At 30.6% G+C, this 20,813-nt stretch carries 20 protein-coding genes and 1 riboswitch; of the genes, 5 read left to right on the plus strand and 15 right to left on the minus strand.

Features of this window, described 5'->3' with window-relative positions; translation table 11 throughout:
* The first annotated feature begins 12 nt into the window (after positions 1 to 12).
* The gene (gene hfq / locus U8307_RS00190) at positions 13 to 264 is read left to right on the plus strand and encodes an RNA chaperone Hfq (protein WP_326909090.1); all 252 of its coding nucleotides are present in this window, start codon (positions 13 to 15) and stop codon (positions 262 to 264) included.
* Between the two features lie 8 nt (positions 265 to 272).
* Positions 273 to 1,574, plus strand: coding sequence for a methionine gamma-lyase family protein (locus U8307_RS00195; protein ID WP_326909092.1), 1,302 nt, complete (start codon positions 273 to 275; stop codon positions 1,572 to 1,574).
* A 122-nt stretch (positions 1,575 to 1,696) separates the two neighbouring features.
* Here the strand turns inward: U8307_RS00195 and lexA are convergent, their stop codons facing one another.
* Positions 1,697 to 2,320, minus strand: a complete 624-nt coding sequence (gene lexA, locus U8307_RS00200) for a transcriptional repressor LexA (RefSeq protein ID WP_326909094.1) — start codon at positions 2,318 to 2,320, stop codon at positions 1,697 to 1,699.
* A gap of 144 nt (positions 2,321 to 2,464) precedes the next feature.
* Here lexA and yneA point away from each other — a divergent pair, with 144 nt between their 5' ends.
* The gene (yneA, locus tag U8307_RS00205; RefSeq protein WP_326909096.1) at positions 2,465 to 2,767 is read left to right on the plus strand and encodes a cell division suppressor protein YneA; all 303 of its coding nucleotides are present in this window, start codon (positions 2,465 to 2,467) and stop codon (positions 2,765 to 2,767) included.
* Positions 2,768 to 3,176: 409 nt separating this feature from the next.
* Entirely contained in the window at positions 3,177 to 5,063 is a 1,887-nt protein-coding gene (locus U8307_RS00210; protein WP_326909098.1) for an endonuclease MutS2, read from the plus strand.
* A 55-nt stretch (positions 5,064 to 5,118) separates the two neighbouring features.
* Here the strand turns inward: U8307_RS00210 and U8307_RS00215 are convergent, their stop codons facing one another.
* From U8307_RS00215 to ku, 13 genes are all read right to left on the minus strand, one after another.
* The gene (locus U8307_RS00215) at positions 5,119 to 6,081 is read right to left on the minus strand and encodes a tyrosine recombinase XerC (RefSeq protein WP_326909099.1); all 963 of its coding nucleotides are present in this window, start codon (positions 6,079 to 6,081) and stop codon (positions 5,119 to 5,121) included.
* A 706-nt stretch (positions 6,082 to 6,787) separates the two neighbouring features.
* Positions 6,788 to 6,973: a hypothetical protein gene (locus tag U8307_RS00220; protein ID WP_326909101.1), complete on the minus strand. Its 186-nt coding sequence runs from the start codon at positions 6,971 to 6,973 to the stop codon at positions 6,788 to 6,790.
* A gap of 28 nt (positions 6,974 to 7,001) precedes the next feature.
* Complete coding sequence (locus U8307_RS00225) at positions 7,002 to 7,247, minus strand: ATP-binding cassette domain-containing protein (protein WP_326909102.1); 246 nt, start codon at positions 7,245 to 7,247, stop codon at positions 7,002 to 7,004.
* Positions 7,248 to 7,250: 3 nt separating this feature from the next.
* On the minus strand, positions 7,251 to 7,625 hold the full coding sequence (locus U8307_RS00230; protein ID WP_326909103.1) for a GntR family transcriptional regulator: 375 nt from the start codon (positions 7,623 to 7,625) through the stop codon (positions 7,251 to 7,253).
* Positions 7,626 to 7,965: 340 nt separating this feature from the next.
* Complete coding sequence (locus U8307_RS00235) at positions 7,966 to 8,454, minus strand: pyridoxamine 5'-phosphate oxidase family protein (protein WP_326909104.1); 489 nt, start codon at positions 8,452 to 8,454, stop codon at positions 7,966 to 7,968.
* A 325-nt stretch (positions 8,455 to 8,779) separates the two neighbouring features.
* Positions 8,780 to 9,559, minus strand: coding sequence for a bifunctional hydroxymethylpyrimidine kinase/phosphomethylpyrimidine kinase (gene thiD, locus U8307_RS00240; protein ID WP_326909105.1), 780 nt, complete (start codon positions 9,557 to 9,559; stop codon positions 8,780 to 8,782).
* Between the two features lie 10 nt (positions 9,560 to 9,569).
* A complete protein-coding gene (thiE, locus tag U8307_RS00245; RefSeq protein ID WP_326909107.1) occupies positions 9,570 to 10,217 on the minus strand; it encodes a thiamine phosphate synthase in 648 nt (215 codons plus the stop codon).
* Positions 10,195 to 11,022, minus strand: a complete 828-nt coding sequence (thiM, locus tag U8307_RS00250; RefSeq protein WP_326909109.1) for a hydroxyethylthiazole kinase — start codon at positions 11,020 to 11,022, stop codon at positions 10,195 to 10,197. Before thiM ends, thiE begins: the two co-directional genes overlap by 23 nt.
* Before the next feature lie 179 nt (positions 11,023 to 11,201).
* Positions 11,202 to 11,735, minus strand: a complete 534-nt coding sequence (gene thiW, locus U8307_RS00255; RefSeq protein ID WP_326909111.1) for an energy coupling factor transporter S component ThiW — start codon at positions 11,733 to 11,735, stop codon at positions 11,202 to 11,204.
* A gap of 146 nt (positions 11,736 to 11,881) precedes the next feature.
* Positions 11,882 to 13,069, minus strand: coding sequence for a putative hydroxymethylpyrimidine transporter CytX (gene cytX / locus U8307_RS00260; protein ID WP_326909112.1), 1,188 nt, complete (start codon positions 13,067 to 13,069; stop codon positions 11,882 to 11,884).
* Between the two features lie 54 nt (positions 13,070 to 13,123).
* A riboswitch (TPP riboswitch) is annotated at positions 13,124 to 13,225 on the minus strand.
* A gap of 153 nt (positions 13,226 to 13,378) precedes the next feature.
* Positions 13,379 to 14,629 carry a serpin family protein gene (locus U8307_RS00265; protein ID WP_326909113.1) on the minus strand — a complete coding sequence of 417 codons (1,251 nt, stop codon included), beginning with the start codon at positions 14,627 to 14,629 and terminating at the stop codon, positions 13,379 to 13,381.
* Positions 14,630 to 14,706: 77 nt separating this feature from the next.
* Positions 14,707 to 17,148, minus strand: coding sequence for a DNA ligase D (ligD, locus tag U8307_RS00270; protein ID WP_326909114.1), 2,442 nt, complete (start codon positions 17,146 to 17,148; stop codon positions 14,707 to 14,709).
* Positions 17,149 to 17,152: 4 nt separating this feature from the next.
* Positions 17,153 to 17,926, minus strand: a complete 774-nt coding sequence (gene ku, locus U8307_RS00275) for a non-homologous end joining protein Ku (protein ID WP_326909116.1) — start codon at positions 17,924 to 17,926, stop codon at positions 17,153 to 17,155.
* Positions 17,927 to 18,116: 190 nt separating this feature from the next.
* Between ku and U8307_RS00280 the strand changes: the two genes are divergently transcribed.
* Positions 18,117 to 19,247 carry a zinc-dependent alcohol dehydrogenase gene (locus U8307_RS00280; protein WP_326909118.1) on the plus strand — a complete coding sequence of 377 codons (1,131 nt, stop codon included), beginning with the start codon at positions 18,117 to 18,119 and terminating at the stop codon, positions 19,245 to 19,247.
* A 100-nt stretch (positions 19,248 to 19,347) separates the two neighbouring features.
* On the opposite strand, the gene purB is transcribed toward U8307_RS00280, so the two are convergent.
* Positions 19,348 to 20,781 carry an adenylosuccinate lyase gene (gene purB, locus U8307_RS00285; protein WP_326909120.1) on the minus strand — a complete coding sequence of 478 codons (1,434 nt, stop codon included), beginning with the start codon at positions 20,779 to 20,781 and terminating at the stop codon, positions 19,348 to 19,350.
* Between the last annotated feature and the right edge of the window lie 32 nt (positions 20,782 to 20,813).

Consider the following 20,813-nt stretch of genomic DNA (forward strand, 5'->3'; position numbering starts at 1 on the left):
AAAGGAATTAAAATGAACCCAATTAATTTACAAGATTCTTTTTTAAATAATGTGAGGCGCGGAAAAACAACAATAACTCTATTCTTAAATAATGGATACAAACTTACTGGTACTGTAATGGGTTTTGATAATTATGTTATAATGATTGAAACAGACAAAGGTCAACAGCTTGTTTATAAACACGCAATAACATCAATTTTACCATATAAAAAAGTGAAAATATTCAACAATGAAACTAATGAAACTATAGAAGAAGAAAAATAGGAGAATATATGTTAACAGAAGATATATTATGTAAACAATTCGGTATAAGTAAAGATGTATTTAACTATGTCGCAAATATTGAAAAAAATATTAAAGATAAATACTTTAAAAAAATCGAACTGGTACGAGAGTATAATCAATATAAAGTTATAAATGCAATGCAAGAACATAATTTAGATTATACTAATTTTTATTGGAATACAGGTTACGGTTATGACGATATTGGAAGAGAAAAAACAGAGAAAATATTTGCTTCGGTATTTAATACAGAAGATGCATTAGTAAGACCTTCTATAGCATCAGGAACGCATGCTTTATATTTAACACTTTCATCCATATTACAATATGATGATGAAGTAATAGCAATATCAGGCAAGCCATATGATACGCTCCTTACTGTATTAGGAGAAGAAGGTAACGAGCCAGGTAATCTAAAGGAAAGTGGAATTAAATATAAGGAGATACCATTATATAATAGTGAAATTGATTGGGAAAGAGCAATCAAAGAAATTACCATGAAAACTAAACTACTTATGATTCAAAGGTCAACAGGTTATAGTTTTAGGTCAGCATTAACTTTGACAAAAATAAAAACTGCTATTGATAAAATACGAGAAGTTTATCCAAATATATACATAATGGTTGACAATTGTTATGGTGAATTTATTGATGATATCGAACCTTCAGATGTAGGTGCTGATGTAATTGTAGGATCACTTATTAAGAATCCCGGAGGAGGAATAGCTCTTTCTGGTGGTTATGTGGCTGGTAAAAAGGAAATAATAAATCGTGTAGCTAACCGCTTAACTGCGCCTGGAGTTGGAAAAGAAATTGGACTTACATATGGTACTACAAGAAATACTCTACAAGGATTGTTCTTTGCACCACATATAGTCAGTGAAGCTCTGAAAGGAGCCATACTCTTTGGAGGTGTTTTTAGTTCATTAGGATACGAAGTTACCCCAACTTTAGATGATGAAAGAAGCGATATAATTCAAGCGATTAAATTCAATAACAAAGATATGGTTGTTAAAATTTGTGAAGCAATTCAAAGTTCTTCTCCTGTAGATGCTCATGTAGCACCAATGCCATGGGAAATGCCAGGATATACAAACCAAGTAATTATGGCTTCAGGAGCTTTTATATCAGGATCATCAATAGAATTAAGTGCAGATGCTCCTATGAGAGCTCCATATATTGCATATATTCAGGGCGGATTGTTCTACGACCATGCTAAATTAGGAGTAATGCTGTCTCTACAAAAATTGCTAGACTTTGATGACATTAAAAATAAAATTCATCTAAAATAAACTTATTATTAACTTACAAAAATATTAGCTTAATATATAATATAATTTAAAATAGGTAGTTATCTGATTCATCCTCAGCCAACTACCTATTTTTTATATTAAAAATATTTAATTTAATTCTATTAATATTTTCTAACTACAGCTTTTACAACTCCTAATATGTATGGTTCTTTAATTAAAATTGGGTCCATTGAGCTATTTTGAGGTTGTAACCTAATATGATCCTTTTCTTTATAAAACGTCTTAACTGTAGCTTCATCTCCAATTAACGCTACAACTATATCACCATTATCTGCAGTGTTTTGAGAATTTACAATCACATAATCACCATTTAGAATTCCAGCTTCAATCATACTTTCGCCTTTAACTTTTAATACATAGGAATCATTATTACCTACAAAATCAATAGAAATAGGAAGAGTATCATCAATATTCTCAACTGCAAGAATAGGTGATCCTGCAGTAACTGTTCCTATAATAGGAACATTAACAATTTCTTTTTTAGGCATATTGCAACATATGTCATCAACATCTATTAATTCGAGAGCTCTTCTTTTATTTGTTCCTTTTTTAATATATCCTTTTTTTTCTAAAGTATTTAAGTGAGCATGTACTGAAGAAGTAGAACTTAAACCAACAGCCTTACATATTTCTCTTATAGATGGAGGATAGCCCCTAAAAGTTAATTCATCCTTTATGTATTCTAATATCTTTACTTGCTTATCGCTTAAGCCTTCACAATTCATTCGTCCACCTCTTTTGTTTTCCTTCATTTTAACACATTTATATACAAAAATCAAACATTTGTTTGTAAAAATTGTAAAATATGTATTGACTTCGAACTAATGTTCTGTTACAATTATTATAGAAAATATGTTCGAGGTGGTAATATGATTATAATGAATAAGTATAAAGTAAATAATATGAAAAAATTCAAAAGATTTATGTTCATAACAATATTATTAATTAGTATATTGGCCTTTACATTTATTATGACTTTAAATGCATATTCTAAAGATATACCTCAATTTGATTATGTAAATGTAAAAGAAGGGGACACCTTATGGTCTATTGCATCACTTTATACCGACAATAGAGAAATAAGAGAAATAATATATGAAATTTCAATTGTAAACGATATACATAATGCTTCAATATACCCAGGCGATATAATTAAAATTCCCTTACATTAATATATCATATATAATAACTAATCGAGTTTTTCTTGACATTTTAATTAATGGCTAATATAATAATATCAAGGTAGATTTTAAATAGGAGATTTTATGTTAGAGAGTGTATCAATCCAATAGATTAATTTAATAGTAAATGAGCAAAGTAGTTTAAACACAAGTGATGTTAAAAAAACATCCTTGTTTTCATTCGCTTATTTATCATGTCTATGGAAGATACACGCACTAATATTATATATGACAATTATTTTATTGTATATATAATTAATTTTCTTATATATTCTGGAAAATATAGAAAATATAGAAAATATAGCTGTGGATATCCGCAGCTTTTTTTTGTGCGACAAATATATTATAAATCTACCTTTTATTCTTTCATAGTTTAGTTTATTAAAAAGAAAGGGAAAAAATGAACAATAATACTTTTGAAAAATTACAATATGAAGAATTGAAAAATAACGTAAAAGAATTTTGTGTAAGCACTTTAGGCAAAAACTTGATTAACAAACTAAAACCTTCTTCAAATATCCAAACTGTGAAAAAAAGACTCATAGAAACAACAGAAGGAAGAAGAATTGTAGAAAGCTTCAATGTGCCATTACAAGGAATTGTTAACATTGATAATATAGTTGCAAATTTAAATAAAGGTGCTATACTAACTCCAGAAGCATTAAATAATGTATCTGACTTTTTAAGAGGTTGCAGAAAAGTAAAACTATTTATGGAAGATAAGAAATTCTATGCTCCTACATTAATGAGTTACAGTTATTCTTTAAAGGAATTAACTAGTATTGAAGATGAAATTAATACTTGTATACACAATAATTCTGTAGATTCTAATGCAACAAAAACACTAAAAAAAATAAGAAAACATATTGAAAATACTGAAATTAAAATAGAAGAAAAGCTAGAGAGTTTTTTAAAATCAGATAAAAATAAAAAATATATTCAGGAATTTTTTATAACAAATAGAAATGGAAGATTTACAATTCCTATTAAATCGTCTTATAAAAATCAAGTAGATGGAATGATTGTAGATACTTCTTCTACTGGCTCAACAGTTTTCATCGAGCCTTCAATTATTAGTAAATATACATCAGAATTATTACAACTTAAGGCTCAAGAATCTGATGAGGAATATCAAATTTTATCATTTTTAACTGGATTAGTTAAGGATTATATAGACGAAATAACAAGAAATATAGAAGTAATTGGTATATATGATATGATATTTGCTAAAGCAAAATACAGTATCGAAATTCAAGGAATTTCGCCAATTATAAATGATTATGGCTATATTAATATTATTAACGGTCGTCATCCATTACTTAAAGGCAATATTATACCTTTAAACTTTTCCATTGGAAAAGTTTATAGAACACTTATTATTACTGGCCCTAACGCAGGTGGAAAAACAGTTGTGCTGAAAGCTGTTGGTTTATTAACATTAGCAGTGCAATCAGGCTTTCACATACCATGTGATGAAGGTTCAAACATATCTATATTTAATAGTATTTTTGCTGATATTGGAGATGATCAAAGTATTGAAAATGCGTTAAGTACATTTTCATCTCACGTTAAAAACTTAGCTGAAATCATTAATAAAACAAATAAATCAACCCTTTTGCTTTTCGATGAAATAGGTAGTGGAACTGAGCCTAACGAAGGTGCAGCTTTAGCAATATCTATGCTAGAAGAAGTATATCACAAAGGAGCAATTACTGTTGCAACAACACACTATGGCGAAATTAAGAACTACACTTTGAATCATACTGATTTTGAAAATGCAGCGATGCTTTTTGATAATGAAACATTAGAGCCTTTATACAAATTACAAATTGGAAAATCAGGGAAAAGCAATGCTTTGTGGATTGCAGATAAAATGGGAATAAACAACAATGTAATTAAAAGAGCTAAAAGTTATATTGATACTAAAGTTTATGATTATAGTATTGTTGATAAAGGTAAAGTTAGAATTGAAAAATATATTTCTAATAATGATATTTCATTTACCTATGAAATAGGAGATAGAGTATATTTATCTGAATATAAAGACTATGGTTTAATATATAAATCAAAAAATGAATTTAACAACGTTACTGTTCTTTATAATGATGACTTCATAGAAGTTAATATAAAACAAATTAAATTACAATATAAAGCCAAGGATTTATATCCTTCAGATTATGATTTAAATACTCTTTTTACAAGTTTTGAAGATAGAAAATTGGAAAAAGATATTGCTAGAGGATCCAAAAAAGCTCTGAAAAAACTTATGAAAAAGGAAAGTAAATAATTGAAAAGCCAAGCTCTTACATTATTAATACTAGAGCTTGGCTTAATAAATACTTTTAAATATCATTTAAAGGATTATGTTTAACAGCTTCACGTAATTGTTTTTTATCTATATGCGTATAAATTTGTGTAGTAGATACACTTTCATGACCAAGTAATTCCTGAAGTGCTCTAATATCTACATTACCATACTGATACATCAAAGTTGCAGCAGTGTGGCGCAATTTGTGAGGAGAGTAGTGCTTGCCAGATAAACCGGCTTCATTTAAGTATTTACAAACCATGTGTTGAACACCTCTTTGAGTGAATCTAGTTTTACGATTACTTAAAAATAGCGCGTTTTCATGGCCAGGCTTTGAATCCGGTTTTACAGCAAGATAATCTTCAATGGCTTTTACACAGGCATCATTCAAGTAAATTGTTCTTTCCTTGTTACCTTTACCTACAACAGTTAATGTATCACCTTTGATTTTATCTATATCAATACTTATTAGCTCTGATAATCGAAGCCCACAATTTAAAAATAATGTAATTATTGCAAAATCACGTTTTTCATTAGCCCCATTAATAGATGTAAGTATATCCTTTGATTCATCTAAAGACAAAGCTACAGGTAAACGACTGTTTTTTTTTGGAGTTTCTAAGTCAATGGCAGGATTTTCAGAAATTAACCTAACAATGGAATATAAATATTTAAAAAAAGAGCGAAGGCATGCAATTTTTCTAGCCTTAGTTCTATTAGAATTATTCCTTTCTCTGTCCATAAAAGCGATAAAAGCATGAAGGTCCATAATTTTAATTTTTTTTAAAATATCTAAAGTAACTAAGTTAATATCTATATCATCAAAAACGTCAATCTTAGAACTTAATTTATATCTTACTACTATAAATCTATAAAAGGTTCTTAGGTCAAGGAAGTATTCACTGACCGTTTTTTCTGATCTGCCTTTAATAGATAACATATATTCTAAAAAATCACTCATTGGAGGAGGGCATAGGTCATTATAATTCGTATACATAATATTCTCCTTGGATAAATTAAATTGTCGCAAAATCTTTATAATTAAATTATATACAAAAATGGGAAGAAAGACAAGCCTTCAAAAAAATAAAAATCAAAGTCTTTGTTTTTATTTTTGTTAAAATTATTAAACTTTCTGATATAGTACTAGAAATATCCAAATAGTTTTGATACTAATGGTATAAATGGTCAATTAATGAAATAACTTTCGTTAAAACGCATTTTAAAGCCTCGTTTTTTTTATCTGATTTTCTATTTAATGTCATTAAAAACTAAAGGTATAAATAGTCGTTTGATAAAATAACTTTCGTTAAAACGCATTTTAAGGCGTCGTTTTTACAAAGACTAGCAATTAGCCATAGAAAACTAAACCTATATAATTAATGTGTGAAAATATATATTTTATATAATTAATTGCATAATATAATTATAAATCAATATAAATTAATCTATAAAATAAATTAAACCATCTAAGACAAATTAATTTATATCATCACAAAACCTGTTTTTATATTAAAATGACTAAAGTTAACAAAATAGTGAAATTTGAACTATTTTAAGGGCTCTTCTCTCAAATTAATGGTTTTATGTCGCAAAATAGATATTTTGCGACATAAAAATTTTATATTTATAGAGAGATTTTAACATCTCCCTTTCAATTTAATAGCTTTTTTATTTATATTTAATAAGCTTACTGCTTCATATTAAAATTCTTTATTCTTATATATTGATAATGAAATCAAAACTGATATTGAAAATAATACTAAAGCAAATACGGGAGATAAATATATTATTAATTTAAGAATTTCTGCATCAAAAGATGGCATTTCAAGTCCTAATTTAGACAATATCACTATGATTCCTGTTGGAGCAAACAAAACTATCATCATTAAAATACGCCCTTTTTCCACTCCAAATTTAAATAGGATTGATATTTTCCTTAATCGAATACATTTCATTTTTATTATCTTTATCTAAAATTGTAATTATTCCTTCGTCTCGATTTATTAAATCTAGAATAAGTTTTATAGTTGTACTTTTGCCAGCTCCATTTTCTCCAATAAAACCCATTATGCATCCTTTAGGCATGCCAATATTAACATTGTCTAACTTAAAATCTTTATATTTCTTTGTTACATTTTCTAATTTCAATGCATATTCCATAAGTTACTCTCCTTCATAAAATAAAGTCAACATTTCTATTAATTCGTCTAGCTTTATCCCACAATTATAAGATAATTTAATAATTTCCTGCATATGATTTTCAATTTCCTTCAGCTGTTGCTCTTTAATTAAATCAATATTCCGGCTTGCAACAAAACTTCCTTTTCCGGTAAAGGAAACGGTAAATCCCTCTCTTTCAAGTTCTTCATATGCTCGTTTTGTTGTAATCACACTGATTCGCAGCTCTTTTGCCAAAAGCCTCATTGAAGGCAGCGCATCTCCTTCATTTAATTCGCCCGAAATAATAAGTGACTTTATCTGTGAAACAATCTGTTCATAAATAGGTTGACCGCTTGAATTACTAATTATTATATTCATCTTTACCACCATCTATAATGTATATATTCATTATACACATTATAGATGCTTTGTCAATAAAAAATTCTATAATAGGTGAAATAATTTCTATATTGTTTAAATAAATCATAATTGTTTAAATAAATCATAAAAAAAGGCGTTACGCTGATTTCTCAATGCAACAACCCTGTTTTGTTAATTATCATATCAACTAGATAATGCGCTTATTTAAACTATATTCATACTTCTTTACCCTTGTCATTTTATATTATTCATCTCATATTCTACAGTTACCAAAGCTTGAACAGAGTATGAATTGTTTACTTCATCAGAAAAATCAAATGTAAGATTTTATGCCTAACTAATTATTTTTATTTACAAGTTCTATAGCCTCTTTGCCGGTCATATGTTCAATTTTAATTTCAATTAAACAAACTCTGTTCCATTCTTTAGTAATTTCTAGTTGTCCCTCTTTAATATAATCCGGTGAATATTTTTCTACTAAACTCTCTAGGGCTTGTCGTCTATCTGAATCCTCTGTAAGAATCCTTGCCCTACCAAATATAGAAACACTTCTAAAATGAGTAGTAAATGTTTCTTGAATTACATCATCTTTCTCTATTACTGAAAAAGTCACTTTATCATTTTTTACTATACTATCAATTTTATGTCCTTGTTTTGCACTATGTATATATATCTTACCATCTTTATAAGTATAACTTACAGGAACAGTATATGGATAACCGTCATCACCTATTACTCCTAGCACACCAGATGTACATGACTTTAGAATATCTACAGTCTTTTCTTCCGCTAACAATTGTTTTTTTCTTCTCATTTCTCTAAACATAATAATTTCTCCTCTCTTAATGGTAGCAGGTTCTATTCTCTCCCGAATCAATGTACCCACACTATAATTGTAACTTATTTCCACATTTAATGCAATCATGTAATTTTCTTCCGAGCCATAAAATCCATACCTCTTTATAATTACTGTTGCAATTGATATTTCCGGTAATATATAAACTTAGAAGCTGAAGAAGCGTAGCGACTGAAGCTTTAAAAATTTGCTCGGCGTCTTACTTATTTATACTATATAATGCAATCAGACACTGTGGACTTTTTATTGTATCCCTATAGCTTGACTATTTGCTAGGAGTCCTACATACACACAACTAAAGATTCCAACAATGATTTAAAGGTCCTCTTCCCTTTCCTATATTTAATCCTGCTTTTAAAGCACCTGTAATATACTCTTTTGAATTTTGTATACTTGTCTTAATATCATAACCCTCAGCCAAGTTACAAGCAATTGCTGATGAAAGTGTACATCCTGTTCCATGAGTGTTTTGACTTTCTATTCTTGTTTGTTCGTACCACATAAACTTTCCATTACAATATAACAAATCATCACTGCTGAAAGTTAAATGCCCTCCTTTAATAAGAATATAACCTGAATAACTTTCTGATATTTTAACTGCAGCTCTCTGCATGTCTTCCTTGCTCTGAATTTCAAAACCACATAGCACCTGAGCTTCTTGAATATTTGGCGTTATTACAGTCGCCAGAGGTATTAATTTGTTTATAAGCATTTCAATTGAATCATCCTTGCAAAGTTTACTTCCACTTGTAGCTACCATTACCGGATCAAGAACTATTTTTTTTGCTTTGTATTGAATAAGCTTATCGGCGATAACTGATATTATTTCTTTATTTGAAACCATACCTATTTTAACTGCATCAGGATATATATCAGTAAAAATCGTATCCATTTGCTTTGATACAAATTCTGGCGAAGATTCAAATACACCATATACTCCGGTTGTATTTTGAGCAGTCAATGCTGTTATAACACTCATACCGTAAACTTTGTGACTATTCATAGTTTTTAAATCTGCTTGGATACCTGCTCCGCCACTTGAGTCAGATCCGGCTATTGTTAATACCTTTTTCATTTTTTCACCTTCATTCTATTATTTTCTTTGTTAATTTTATAAGTTCAGATGCAGCATTTCTAATATTGTCCTGTGCAAAGATTGCTGATATCACAGATATACCAGATATATCTGTACCTGTTAGTTCAAGTACATTATCTTTTGTTATTCCTCCAATTGCAACAACAGGTACATTAACTGATTTACATATGTTCCTCAGTGTTTCAATTGAAACACTATCAGCATCAAGTTTTGTTGATGTATTAAAAACTGCTCCAACACCAATGTAATCCGCTCCGTTTTGTTCAGCCTTAACCGCCTCTGCCACTGTTTTCGCTGAAAGGCCAATTATTTTGTCATAACCTAATTTTTGCCTTGCTGTTATAATTTCTTCATCACTTTGTCCTATATGCACACCGTCTGCATTAACTAAAACTGCTATATCTACATTGTCATTTATGACAAATGGAATATTATATTTGTCAGTTACTTTCTTCACTTCTTTGGCTGTTTTTAAAAATTCTTCTAAACATAAGTTTTTTTCTCTTAATTGAATGAACGTTACTCCTCCTAATATTGCCTCTTCCACTATTTCAGGAAGTGTCTTACCATTTAACCATGTCCTATCTGTAATTGCATATAGAACTAATGATTTATTATTTAATTTCAAGTTTTGCACCTTCTTTCAGTATTTGAACATCTAGTTTACTAATATAATCTATTAAATGAGCCTTTAATAAAGATGTTCCATCGTCATTCTTTTTCATTTTTTCATAAGCAAGTTCACCACATAGTCCCATGGAACATACTGCAGCTGCTGTGGCTTCTAAAAAATTGCTCTTGTTGGCTCCGCAATAAGCACCAACTATAGAAGAAAGCATACATCCTGTTCCGGATATTTTACTCATCAAAGGATGTCCGTTTCTAATCAAATATGTTTTTGAACCATCTGTAACAATATCTATGGCACCAGTAACAGCTACGATTACAGAAAGTTTTTTCGCTAAAGATTTAATATATTTTACTGCTCCTTCTATATTGTCTTCGTTTAATGAGTCATCTTCATTTGCATCCACACCTCTTGTTTTATTTATGTTAGCCTTTCCTACTGTTTTTATTTCTGACATATTACCTCTTATAACAGTAAATTTCACTTCTTCTAATAGCTTAAAGGTGGTTTCTGTTCTAAGCTTAGATGCACCTGCTCCCACTGGATCAAGTATAACGGGAATACTTAGCTCATTTGCTTTTTTCCCAGCCTTAATCATAGACTCAACAGTCCTTGAATTTAATGTTCCTATGTTAATAACCAATGCATTGCATATTGATGTAATTTCTTCAACTTCTTCTATATCATCAGCCATGATGGGAGAACCTCCGCAAGCTAACAATATATTTGCACAATCGTTAACTGTAACATAATTTGTAATATTGTGAACCAAAGGTGTGTTGTTTTTAACATTTTTTAAAACTTCTGAAAACATATTAAATCTCCTGCTTATTAGATTTAAACTAAAAATGGGATTTACCAACATGTGGTATATCCCATTCACTTTCATAAACAGTTCCCTCCGTTGGCATTATCCAAATCAGGTACGGTCGAAACTTACAGTTTCCTCTCAGCCTATTCATAAGCTCCCAATATTTAGTTTATCTAAATATATCACTGTTTATTATTCATGTCAAGTTCGTTTACCAACGACTTTATACTATCAAACATCTTTATTTTCTTTAATGTTTTTATAAGCAACAATCCAAGCATTGCTCCCATGAAAGATGATGGAAGAAATAATGGAATATAAGTAAAAATCGAACTTTTCGGTAATCCATAAAATAATCTCATAAATGGATACGAAATAATAGCACTAATTATTCCAGTACCTATTACCTCTCCTAATACTGCCCAATATAATTTTTGAAATCTTTTGTACAGTAGGCCTGAAAAGTAAGCTCCCACTATAGCTCCGATAACCGCCAATATAGGTCGTCCATTTAGTATCATTCTCAATATTCCAATTATCAGTGCACATACAAAACTCCAAGCTGGTCCCAGAAATACAGCAGCTATTACATTTATAAAATGTTGAAAAGGTGCCATTCCAGGAATCCATACAAAAGTATTTAGTACATAACCCATACATGCCAGCAATGCTGTAAAAATTTTTTTTTTTAAAATAATACTTTTACTTTTTATCATTTTATCTCCTTTTTTGTTATTTTTATTAGATAGGATTATAGAAAAAGGCACGAAAAGAAGATTACACCCTCGGTGGTGTACCCCTTTTTATGCCTTTAACATAAAACATTTCATCTTGTTACTGTAAAATTGTTTTGTTCAGAAAATTATACGTTGAAACTTGGTGACTTTATTTTATTTATTATCACACATAAAATTAATGTAATAACTATTACTGGAACTGTACTTCCAATAATAATATCCATGTTTAACAACATTCTATATATGGCAAATCCTATAAGCCAAATAATAAAGTTTTTCTTATTCACGGACTTTTTCAGATTATCTTTTTTTAGAATATAGTAATCTGCAATCAACACTGCAATCATAGGAGAAAACACTGAGCCTATTAACAATAAGAAGTTTTCAAATTGTTCCACAGGCAATAAAATTGCAGTTACAGTGCCAACAATACACACCAGTATAGACATGTATTTTTCAGATAGTTTATTGTTAATTGTTTTTAAACTTACTCCTGCAGAATAAACATCTAAAAAAGTGGTTGTAACTGTTGAAAACAGTATTATTAGTACTCCAAGAATTCCAAATCCTGCCTTATACATGATAATAGCAATATCACTTTCACCAGTAAAAATCGCTGCTCCTAAACCGATAGTATACATAAATACACTTCCAAAAAAATATGTAATTACACTTACTTTTGTTGCGATTAATGGATGCTTTGCATCCTTGGTATAATCCGAGATCAAAGGTAACCAAGAAAGAGGCATTGCTATAGACAGTTCTATTGCTGCACCTAAACTCAATTGCCCATTAATATGTGTTAATGGACCTCCTTTAAAAACTGTGAAACCTAATAAAATTGTTAAAATAAACAATCCTCCCACGGCAACAACATTAACCTTCTCCAAATTTTTAGGACCAATAATCACCCATGCAAGAATTACTGCTCCAATTATACTGCATAACAACAAATTAGTATGCGTATCAATAGTTGTGTTTAGCATAATACTCATTGCTCTTGCACCTTGTATTATCATTACTGAAGTCCATCCCATAAGCTGTAGAACATTAAGCAGTGCAAAAAAATTTCTTCCTCGATTCCCAAATGATAATCCAACTGATTCCATTGAAGATTTTCCACTTTTAGCACCTATCATTCCAGCAAAAAACAGAAGAACACACCCTATAATGTGGCCAACTAGTATAGCAATAAACCCTTTTGCAAAACCAAGAGATGAAAATAATGTTCCTGTAAAAATTTCCGCAATGGATACTGATGCACCAAACCACAATAAACCATTGCTAAATGTTGATGTTTTGTAACTTTCCATATTTCTATCCTTTCTAATAAAAATGGGATATACCAACAATGTGGTATATCCCATTCACTTTCATAAACAGTTTCCCTACGTTGGCATTATCCAAATCAGGTACGGTCGAAACTTACAGTTTCCTCTCAGCCTTTAAAAGCTCCCGAATTATTTAGTTCTGTTAATTTAATATATCATTGATTCTTTTTTGTGTCAAGTAATATGTATTGTAAAGTAGTATTTTGTCAAATTTAATCTATTTCCAAAGTAATATTTCCAACTAATATGTAGACTCACTTTAGTATTATAAGAAAGAAATAGATATTTTTACTACTTATTTGGATTTTCCATTATACCTATGAATAGTGGTATTCCTGTTGTAACATCTACTATTCCATATAAAAATGGCCTATCAAAGACAACCTTTGAAAGTTCTGCAGGCATTGATGTAGTTTCCATTTCTACTGATGTTACCGCAGATGCTTCAGTTCCTTTTTCATCAACCTTTATAAATGTTTTATGTTTTACTTCACTGATAAATAAATCTTTTGTTAAATCTTCTTTCATCAGAGAAAAATCTGCATTACTATAATCAAAAGGAATTTCCATTCCTAAATTAACCAACTCATTTACCAAACTGTCTTCATAGCTGCTTTCAAATTTTGGTAATGATAGTTCTATATTTTTTATTTTTTTGCTGTTTATCAATTTTATAAAATCTAAAGCTGACAGACTGTTTATCATTTCTTTAGGAGTTTGATCTTCTTTTGGCAATAATCCAACAAAAGCAAACTGTTCATCTAAGTATGGCAATACAACTCCAGTTATGCCATTGCTTTCTACACAATCTATATTCCCTCTTCTATTCATGAAATCTGTTTCAACTTTACCAGTTGGTGCATTAAAAGTCTTCTTGAATGTTTTACTGTTTGCAAATTGTTCTTTCCAGTCTCCTTTAAAATAAATAGCGTTAATTAGATACATCATTGTGTTCTCATCTATTTCTCCAACTATTTTATCAATAGTATCATTCGTTGCTTCTTTAACCCAATTATTAATCTCATCAGATGCATTCCTATCACTAAAATCTAAACTTTTTACATATGCAGAATAATAATCCGCATTGGTTTGCAAAAATTTTTTATTTGCTTTAAAACCTTCTCTATACCAAATTGAATTATCAATTGAAAGCTCAGCAATTCTATTATCTGACATTAATGAAACCATCCAGTCACTTAATCCTAAATTTAATTCTTCAATTGTAATGTCTTCTACTTTTAAAGCATCTAGCATTTGCTCTTTAGTATCACCATTAGCTCCATTTAATGTCATAGCTAATGCAAAATAAATAGATGGTGCAGAAATCATTATATTACCTTCATTGTTGGAGCTTTCTTTAAAGAAGTTCCAAGTAAAATTCAAAATAGCTTGGTTTAATTTTTCTTCCATTTGCTCTGGTATCCTATCTTCATTGTTGGATACAATTCCCTTCATTAAATCATTAGAAACATTTAAGCATCCTGTTAAAATCATTGTTGATATGAGCAATAAACATATTAGTAATCTAATTTTACTTTTCATGCAAAAAACCTCCCTTTAATATTTTAGACGATTTCCATACAGCAATGTTCCTAACTATTAAATATATAGATAAGTTGTTACTTAAGCATCTGATTATTTTTGAAAAAATCCTCCCAAGGATCTGGACCACTAATCCTTAAAAGCGCATCATTCATATTGATACCGTCAGGGGCAACTTTATTAAGCTCATCCCATCTAATGGGCATTGTTACTTTGGCTCCTTTTCTAGCTCTTAGAGAATAGGGAGCAATACTAGTAGCTCCTCTGGCATTCCGAATCCAGTCGATGAATATTTTGTTTGTACGCTTAGATTTTCTAACATTACTTGTATATCGCTCTGGCCACTTATGCTCCATTACTTCTGCAACTTGCTTTGCAAAGTCATGAAATTTTTTCCAAGTGACCGACGGTTTTAATGGTACAACTATATGATACCCTTTGCCACCACTAGTCTTAAGGTATGAATTAAGTGAAAGTTCATCAAGAATACTCTTTATATCCTCTACGCCTTTACGTACCCTGCTTAAATCCATTCCTTCATCTGGATCCAAGTCAAATACCATCATATCTGGTCTTTCAAGCTGATCAACACGGCTTCCCCAAGTATGAAACTCCAGTGTACCCATTTGTGCTTCAGATATAAGACCTAATATATTCTCAATATAAAAGTAATCTTCTGCCTCTTTATTACTGTTAATAAGAGGTATTGTAATTATACCTTTGCTGCCTAAACCTGGATGTTTTTTATAAAAGCAATTCTGTGACACGCCTTTAGGACAACGAACAATACTTAATACCCTATGACCCACATAGGGAAGCATTCGTTCTGAAACCTTTGAATAATAACGAATTACATCTTCTTTCGTAATCTCAAGGTCATTAAATATTATCTTATTAGGACTTGATATTTTCACCCCTTCAATAACAAGGTCCTTTGAATTAATTTTAACAGGTTTTTTAACTTCTTGTATAGTTGATTGAAGCTCTATCTTACCCACAGCTTTTTCTCTTTTTATTTCTTTAGGATTCTTATCAATACGTAAACCTTTAAAGCTTGCTTGCCTTAATAAATTTTCCTTAGTCCATTCGGCAAACTTAATTTCAGCAACTATTTTAGGCTCAAGCCATGTAATGTTTTCGTTGGATTTAGATTTAGGAATAAGTACAAAAGGAGATTCAGTTTTTTTTAAGTTCTCAAATTTATCTTCAAGTATTTTCATGTCAGATTCGCTAATACCAGTTCCTGCACGTCCTGCATATACTAATTTATCTCCCTCATACACACCAAGGAGAAGTGAACTTACCCCCTTAGTTCTTTTATCAGAAAGCGAATAACCTCCGATAACAAATTCCTGCCTTTTGTCGCATTTAAGCTTTATCCAATCGCCATTCCTTGTTCCACTATAAATTGAATTAGCTTTTTTTCCTACTATACCTTCCATGCTTGCTTCACAGGCTGCAGTAAAACTTTCATTTCCGTATCCATTGACATAACGGCTGTAGTATAAATTTTTTGGAGCATCTCTCATCAAATATTCTAACTTTTCTTTTCTAGCAATTAAAGGATGGTTTCGTAAATCCACTCCATTTAACGCAAGAAGATCAAATATAATATATGTAAGATTTTTTACTTTTTTACTTTTAAAATAGTTCTGTAATGCCTGAAAATCCGTTTTACCGTCTTCATCAGTGATAACTATTTCCCCATCTAGAACCATAGCCCTTCCTTTGGCCAAGTCAATGAGAGCTGAAGCAATATCATAAAAATGCTTTGTATAATCATTTCCGTTTCTAGTTATTAACCTTGCACTGTTCTCTTCCACAAATGACACAATTCTGTAGCCATCATATTTCAATTCATAGAGCCAGTCCTCTTCCTTGGGAACCGACTTAACTAATTTAGCTAACTGAACCTCAACATTGTTAAAGGGATTTTTAGTAATTTTTTCATCTTCGTCTTTTTCAATTTCAATCATAGTTCGTCCGGTCCTTATACTAGTAATAAATTGGGATATTCCGTCATCATTTTTTACATGCTCATCTTTTTCCTTTAATAGAAGCCAATTATTCTTAGTTTCACCAGCTTTAATTTTTAATCGAATTAAAGCCCATCTACCCTTTAACCGTCTTCCTTTTAGGCCAAACTTTAGCATTCCATCACTGATACCTTCTTCCACATTACAATGAGGTTCCCAAAAACCCTCATCCCAGAGCATAACTACCCCTCCACCATATTGCCCTTTTGGTATAGTACCTTCAAAATTTCTGTATTCTAAAGGGTGGTCCTCTACTTGAACAGCCAACCTTTTATCATAACTATTATAAGAGGGGCCTTTGGGTACCGCCCAGCTTAAAAGAACACCTTTCCATTCCAGTCGAAAATCAAAGTGATCTCTACTAGCTAAATGATGCTGAACAACAAATCTTAAAAATTCCTCCGAATCTTTTATCTTACCTACAGGCTCTAAAGTCCTTCCAAAATTTCTTTTTTGGTTATATTCGTCTAATTGTACATTCATAAGATTACGCCGATTCCTTGTCTTTCTTAGCTTTTTCTACGCTAGCTTTTAGTGCCTCCATAAGGTCAATGACTTTACCAGGACTTTCGCTTTCAACAGCCACAACCTCTTTTCCAGAAACTTTTGTCTCTATTAGTTGACGAAGTCTTGTCTGGTATTCATCTTTATACAAAGAAGGATCAAATGGCGTATCCATGGAGTTAATTAGCGTTTTTGCCATATTCAACTCCTGCTCTGATACTTCAGGCTTAGTATATTGTTTTTGAAGATCCTTAACTTCATCAGCAAAGAACATAGTAGAAATAAGTATACCTTCTTCTCGAGGAATTATTGCCATAAGCGTGTCCTTCGTTCCCATAACTGTCTTACCTATAGCTATTTTTTGTTCTGCCATAAGTGCAGACCTTAACAACTCAAAGGCCTTTTCTCCTCCTGTCTCAGGAGCTGCCTGATAGGTCTTTTCATAGTAAACAGGAGAAATCTGATTTAATTGAGCAAAGTGAAGAATTTGAATTGATTTTTCTTTTTCAGTCTTTATTTTTTCAATTTCTTCATTTGTAATTACAACATACTTGTCCTTATCATACTCATATCCTTTTACTATATCATTAGAATTAATTTCCTTGCCGCAGTGGCCACATGTTTTCTTGTATCTAATACGACTATTGTCTTCTTTATGCAACTGATTGAAGCGAATGTCATTGTCCTGTGTTGCAGTGTACATGGCAATAGGGATTGCAACCATACCAAATGTTATAACCGATTTACGTGATATCATATTGAAACACCTCCAAGGATATTGTTTCCAAATTAGGTCTATGTATTCCTACCCATTTTTAAATATTTGTAATATAGTTTTTAAAATATATTATATATATATCAAAATACCTTAATTCGAAGCCATAAATTTTTGTATATTAAATCTTCATAAGGCAAAGATAAATAAAAAAGTTATTTATGAGGTTAATATGAAAGCATTAGTATATGAAGGAATACAAGAAGTAAATGTTAAGAATGTAGATGACCCAAAAATTGAAAATCATGATGATATAATTGTTAAAGTAACATCAACGGCTATATGTGGTTCTGATTTACATCTTGTTCATGGATTAATTCCCAACATGCCAAAGGGATTTGTGTTAGGACATGAAACAATGGGAATTGTAGAAGAAGCAGGAAAAGATGTTCACAAAGTAAAAAAAGGAGATAGAGTTATTGTTCCATTTCCAGTAGCTTGTGGACATTGTTGGTATTGTCAACATGATTTGTATAGTCAATGTGATAATTCAAATGATTATGGGGAAATTGGAGGTATATTTGGCTACAGTAATACTCTTGGAGGATATGCTGGTGGTCAAGCAGAATACTTAAGAGTCCCCTACGCTAATGTAGGGCCTACAAAAATACCTAATCAACTAAGTGATGAACAGGCATTATTTTTAACCGATATCCTTCCAACATCTTATTGGGGTGTCGATATTGGTGGTGTTAAATCTGGTGATACTGTTGTTATTTTAGGTTGTGGTCCAGTAGGTCTTTTAACTATAAAATGGGCAGCATTCAGAGATGCGAAGCGTATAATCGCCGTTGACAGAGTTGGATATCGATTAAAACATGCCGAAGATAATTACAATGTTGAAGTTATTAATTTTGAAGACTATGATAATACTGGAGAATATATAAAAGAAATAACTAATGGAGGTGCTGATGTTGTAATTGATTGTGTAGGATTAGATGGAAAGATGTCAACTTTTGAAAAAATTGAAACAGCTTTAAAGTTACAAGGCGGTTCAAAGTCTGCTATAGAAATAGCAACTCAAGCTGTTCGAAAAGGAGGTACCGTCGTACTTGTAGGAGTGTATGGCCTACGATACAATAATTTTCCATTAGGTGACTTCTTCTCTAGAAATATAACTTTAAAAATGGGCCAATGCCCTGCCCAAGCTTATATAGATACAATTTTAAAATATATAGAAGAAGAAAAATTTGATGCTACTGATATAATAACACATAAATTATCTTTAGACAAAGGTAAGCATGCTTATGAAATATTTGATAAAAAGAAGGATGAATGTATAAAAGTAATTCTTAAACCATGATTTATAGTCCACCTTCTATATACCCAAATAAAATAAAACTATCAAAAAAGAGATTCTGCATAAAAAGCAAGTCTCTCTTTTATAGAACCTATAAATAATTCTATACTCTTAACTCTACATCAACACCTAGCATATCCTTATTTTCTTCAAGAATTGGTTTAATTGTTTCATTATAAAATTCTACAACCTGTTGAGGTGCTCTTCCTACATAGTTACTAGGATTAATTGTTTCTTCAATTTCTTCTATTGACATGTTGATTATTTTGCTCTTAGACATTCTATCGATTAAATCATTTTGTCTACCGAATTTTTTCACTTGCTCTGCAGATTGCATAGATAATACTCTTATTTCCTCATGAAGTTCCTGTCTGTTACCACCACGTTTTACTGCTTCCATAATAATATTTTCTGTAGCCATAAAAGGAAGTTCTTCATTAATATGTTTTTGTATCACTTTATCATTTACAACTAATCCTGAAAATACATTAATTGCAATTCCAAGAATAGCATCCGCTGCCAAGAATCCCTGAGGTATGCTTAACCTTTTAATAGCTGAATCGTCTAGTGTTCTTTCTAACCACTGAGTTGCAGTAGTATTGGCCATATTAGCTTCATTTGACATAATAAATCTAGATAACGACGCTATTCTTTCACTTCTCATAGGATTTCTTTTATATGCCATTGCAGAAGAGCCTATTTGACTTTTTTCAAATGGTTCTTCAATTTCTTTTTGACTTTGTAATATTCTAATATCATTAGTAATTTTATGTAAACTTTGTGCAATACCGCTTAAAGTAGACAACACATAATAATCAATTTTTCTAGTATATGTCTGACCAGTCAATTTAAAAGCATCTTTAAAACCCATTTTTTCGACTACAAGTTTTTCTAACTTATTAACCTTTTCTCCATCGTTATTAAAAAGACTCATAAAACTTGCCTGAGTGCCTGTAGTACCCTTAACTCCTCTTAATTTCACCATATCAATTACATGAGTAATTTCTTCATAATCAATATACAAATCCTGTAACCACAAACTTGCTCTTTTTCCTACAGTAGTAAGTTGTGCTGGCTGATAATGAGTATATCCCAAAGTTGGCATATCTTTATATTCTAAACAAAATTCTGATAAGACACTAATTAAATTTACAAGTTTCTTCTTAATTAAAAAAAGTGCTTTTTTCATTAAAATAGCATCAGTATTATCAACAACATACATGCTGGTTGCTCCAAGATGAATTATCGGCATCGCTTTTGGACAAGCAATTCCATATGTATGCACGTGAGCCATTACATCATGTCTAAATTCTTTTTCTTTTCTTGCAGCAAGTTCAAAATCTATATTATAAATATTAGCTTTCATTTCTTCAATTTGTTCATCCGTTATATTTAAGCCAAGTTCCTTTTCGCCTTCTGCTAAAGCAACCCATAACTTTCTCCATGTGGAAAATTTGCTTTCATCTGAAAATAAATAACTCATTTCTTTACTTGCATACCTTGATATTAATGGATTTTCATATGTATCTCTTGGCATTTTATACCTCCTAATATTTAAATTCTTTTAAT

It is taken from the genome of Sedimentibacter sp. MB31-C6 (assembly GCF_035934735.1).
Taxonomy (GTDB): Bacteria; Bacillota; Clostridia; order Tissierellales; family Sedimentibacteraceae; genus Sedimentibacter.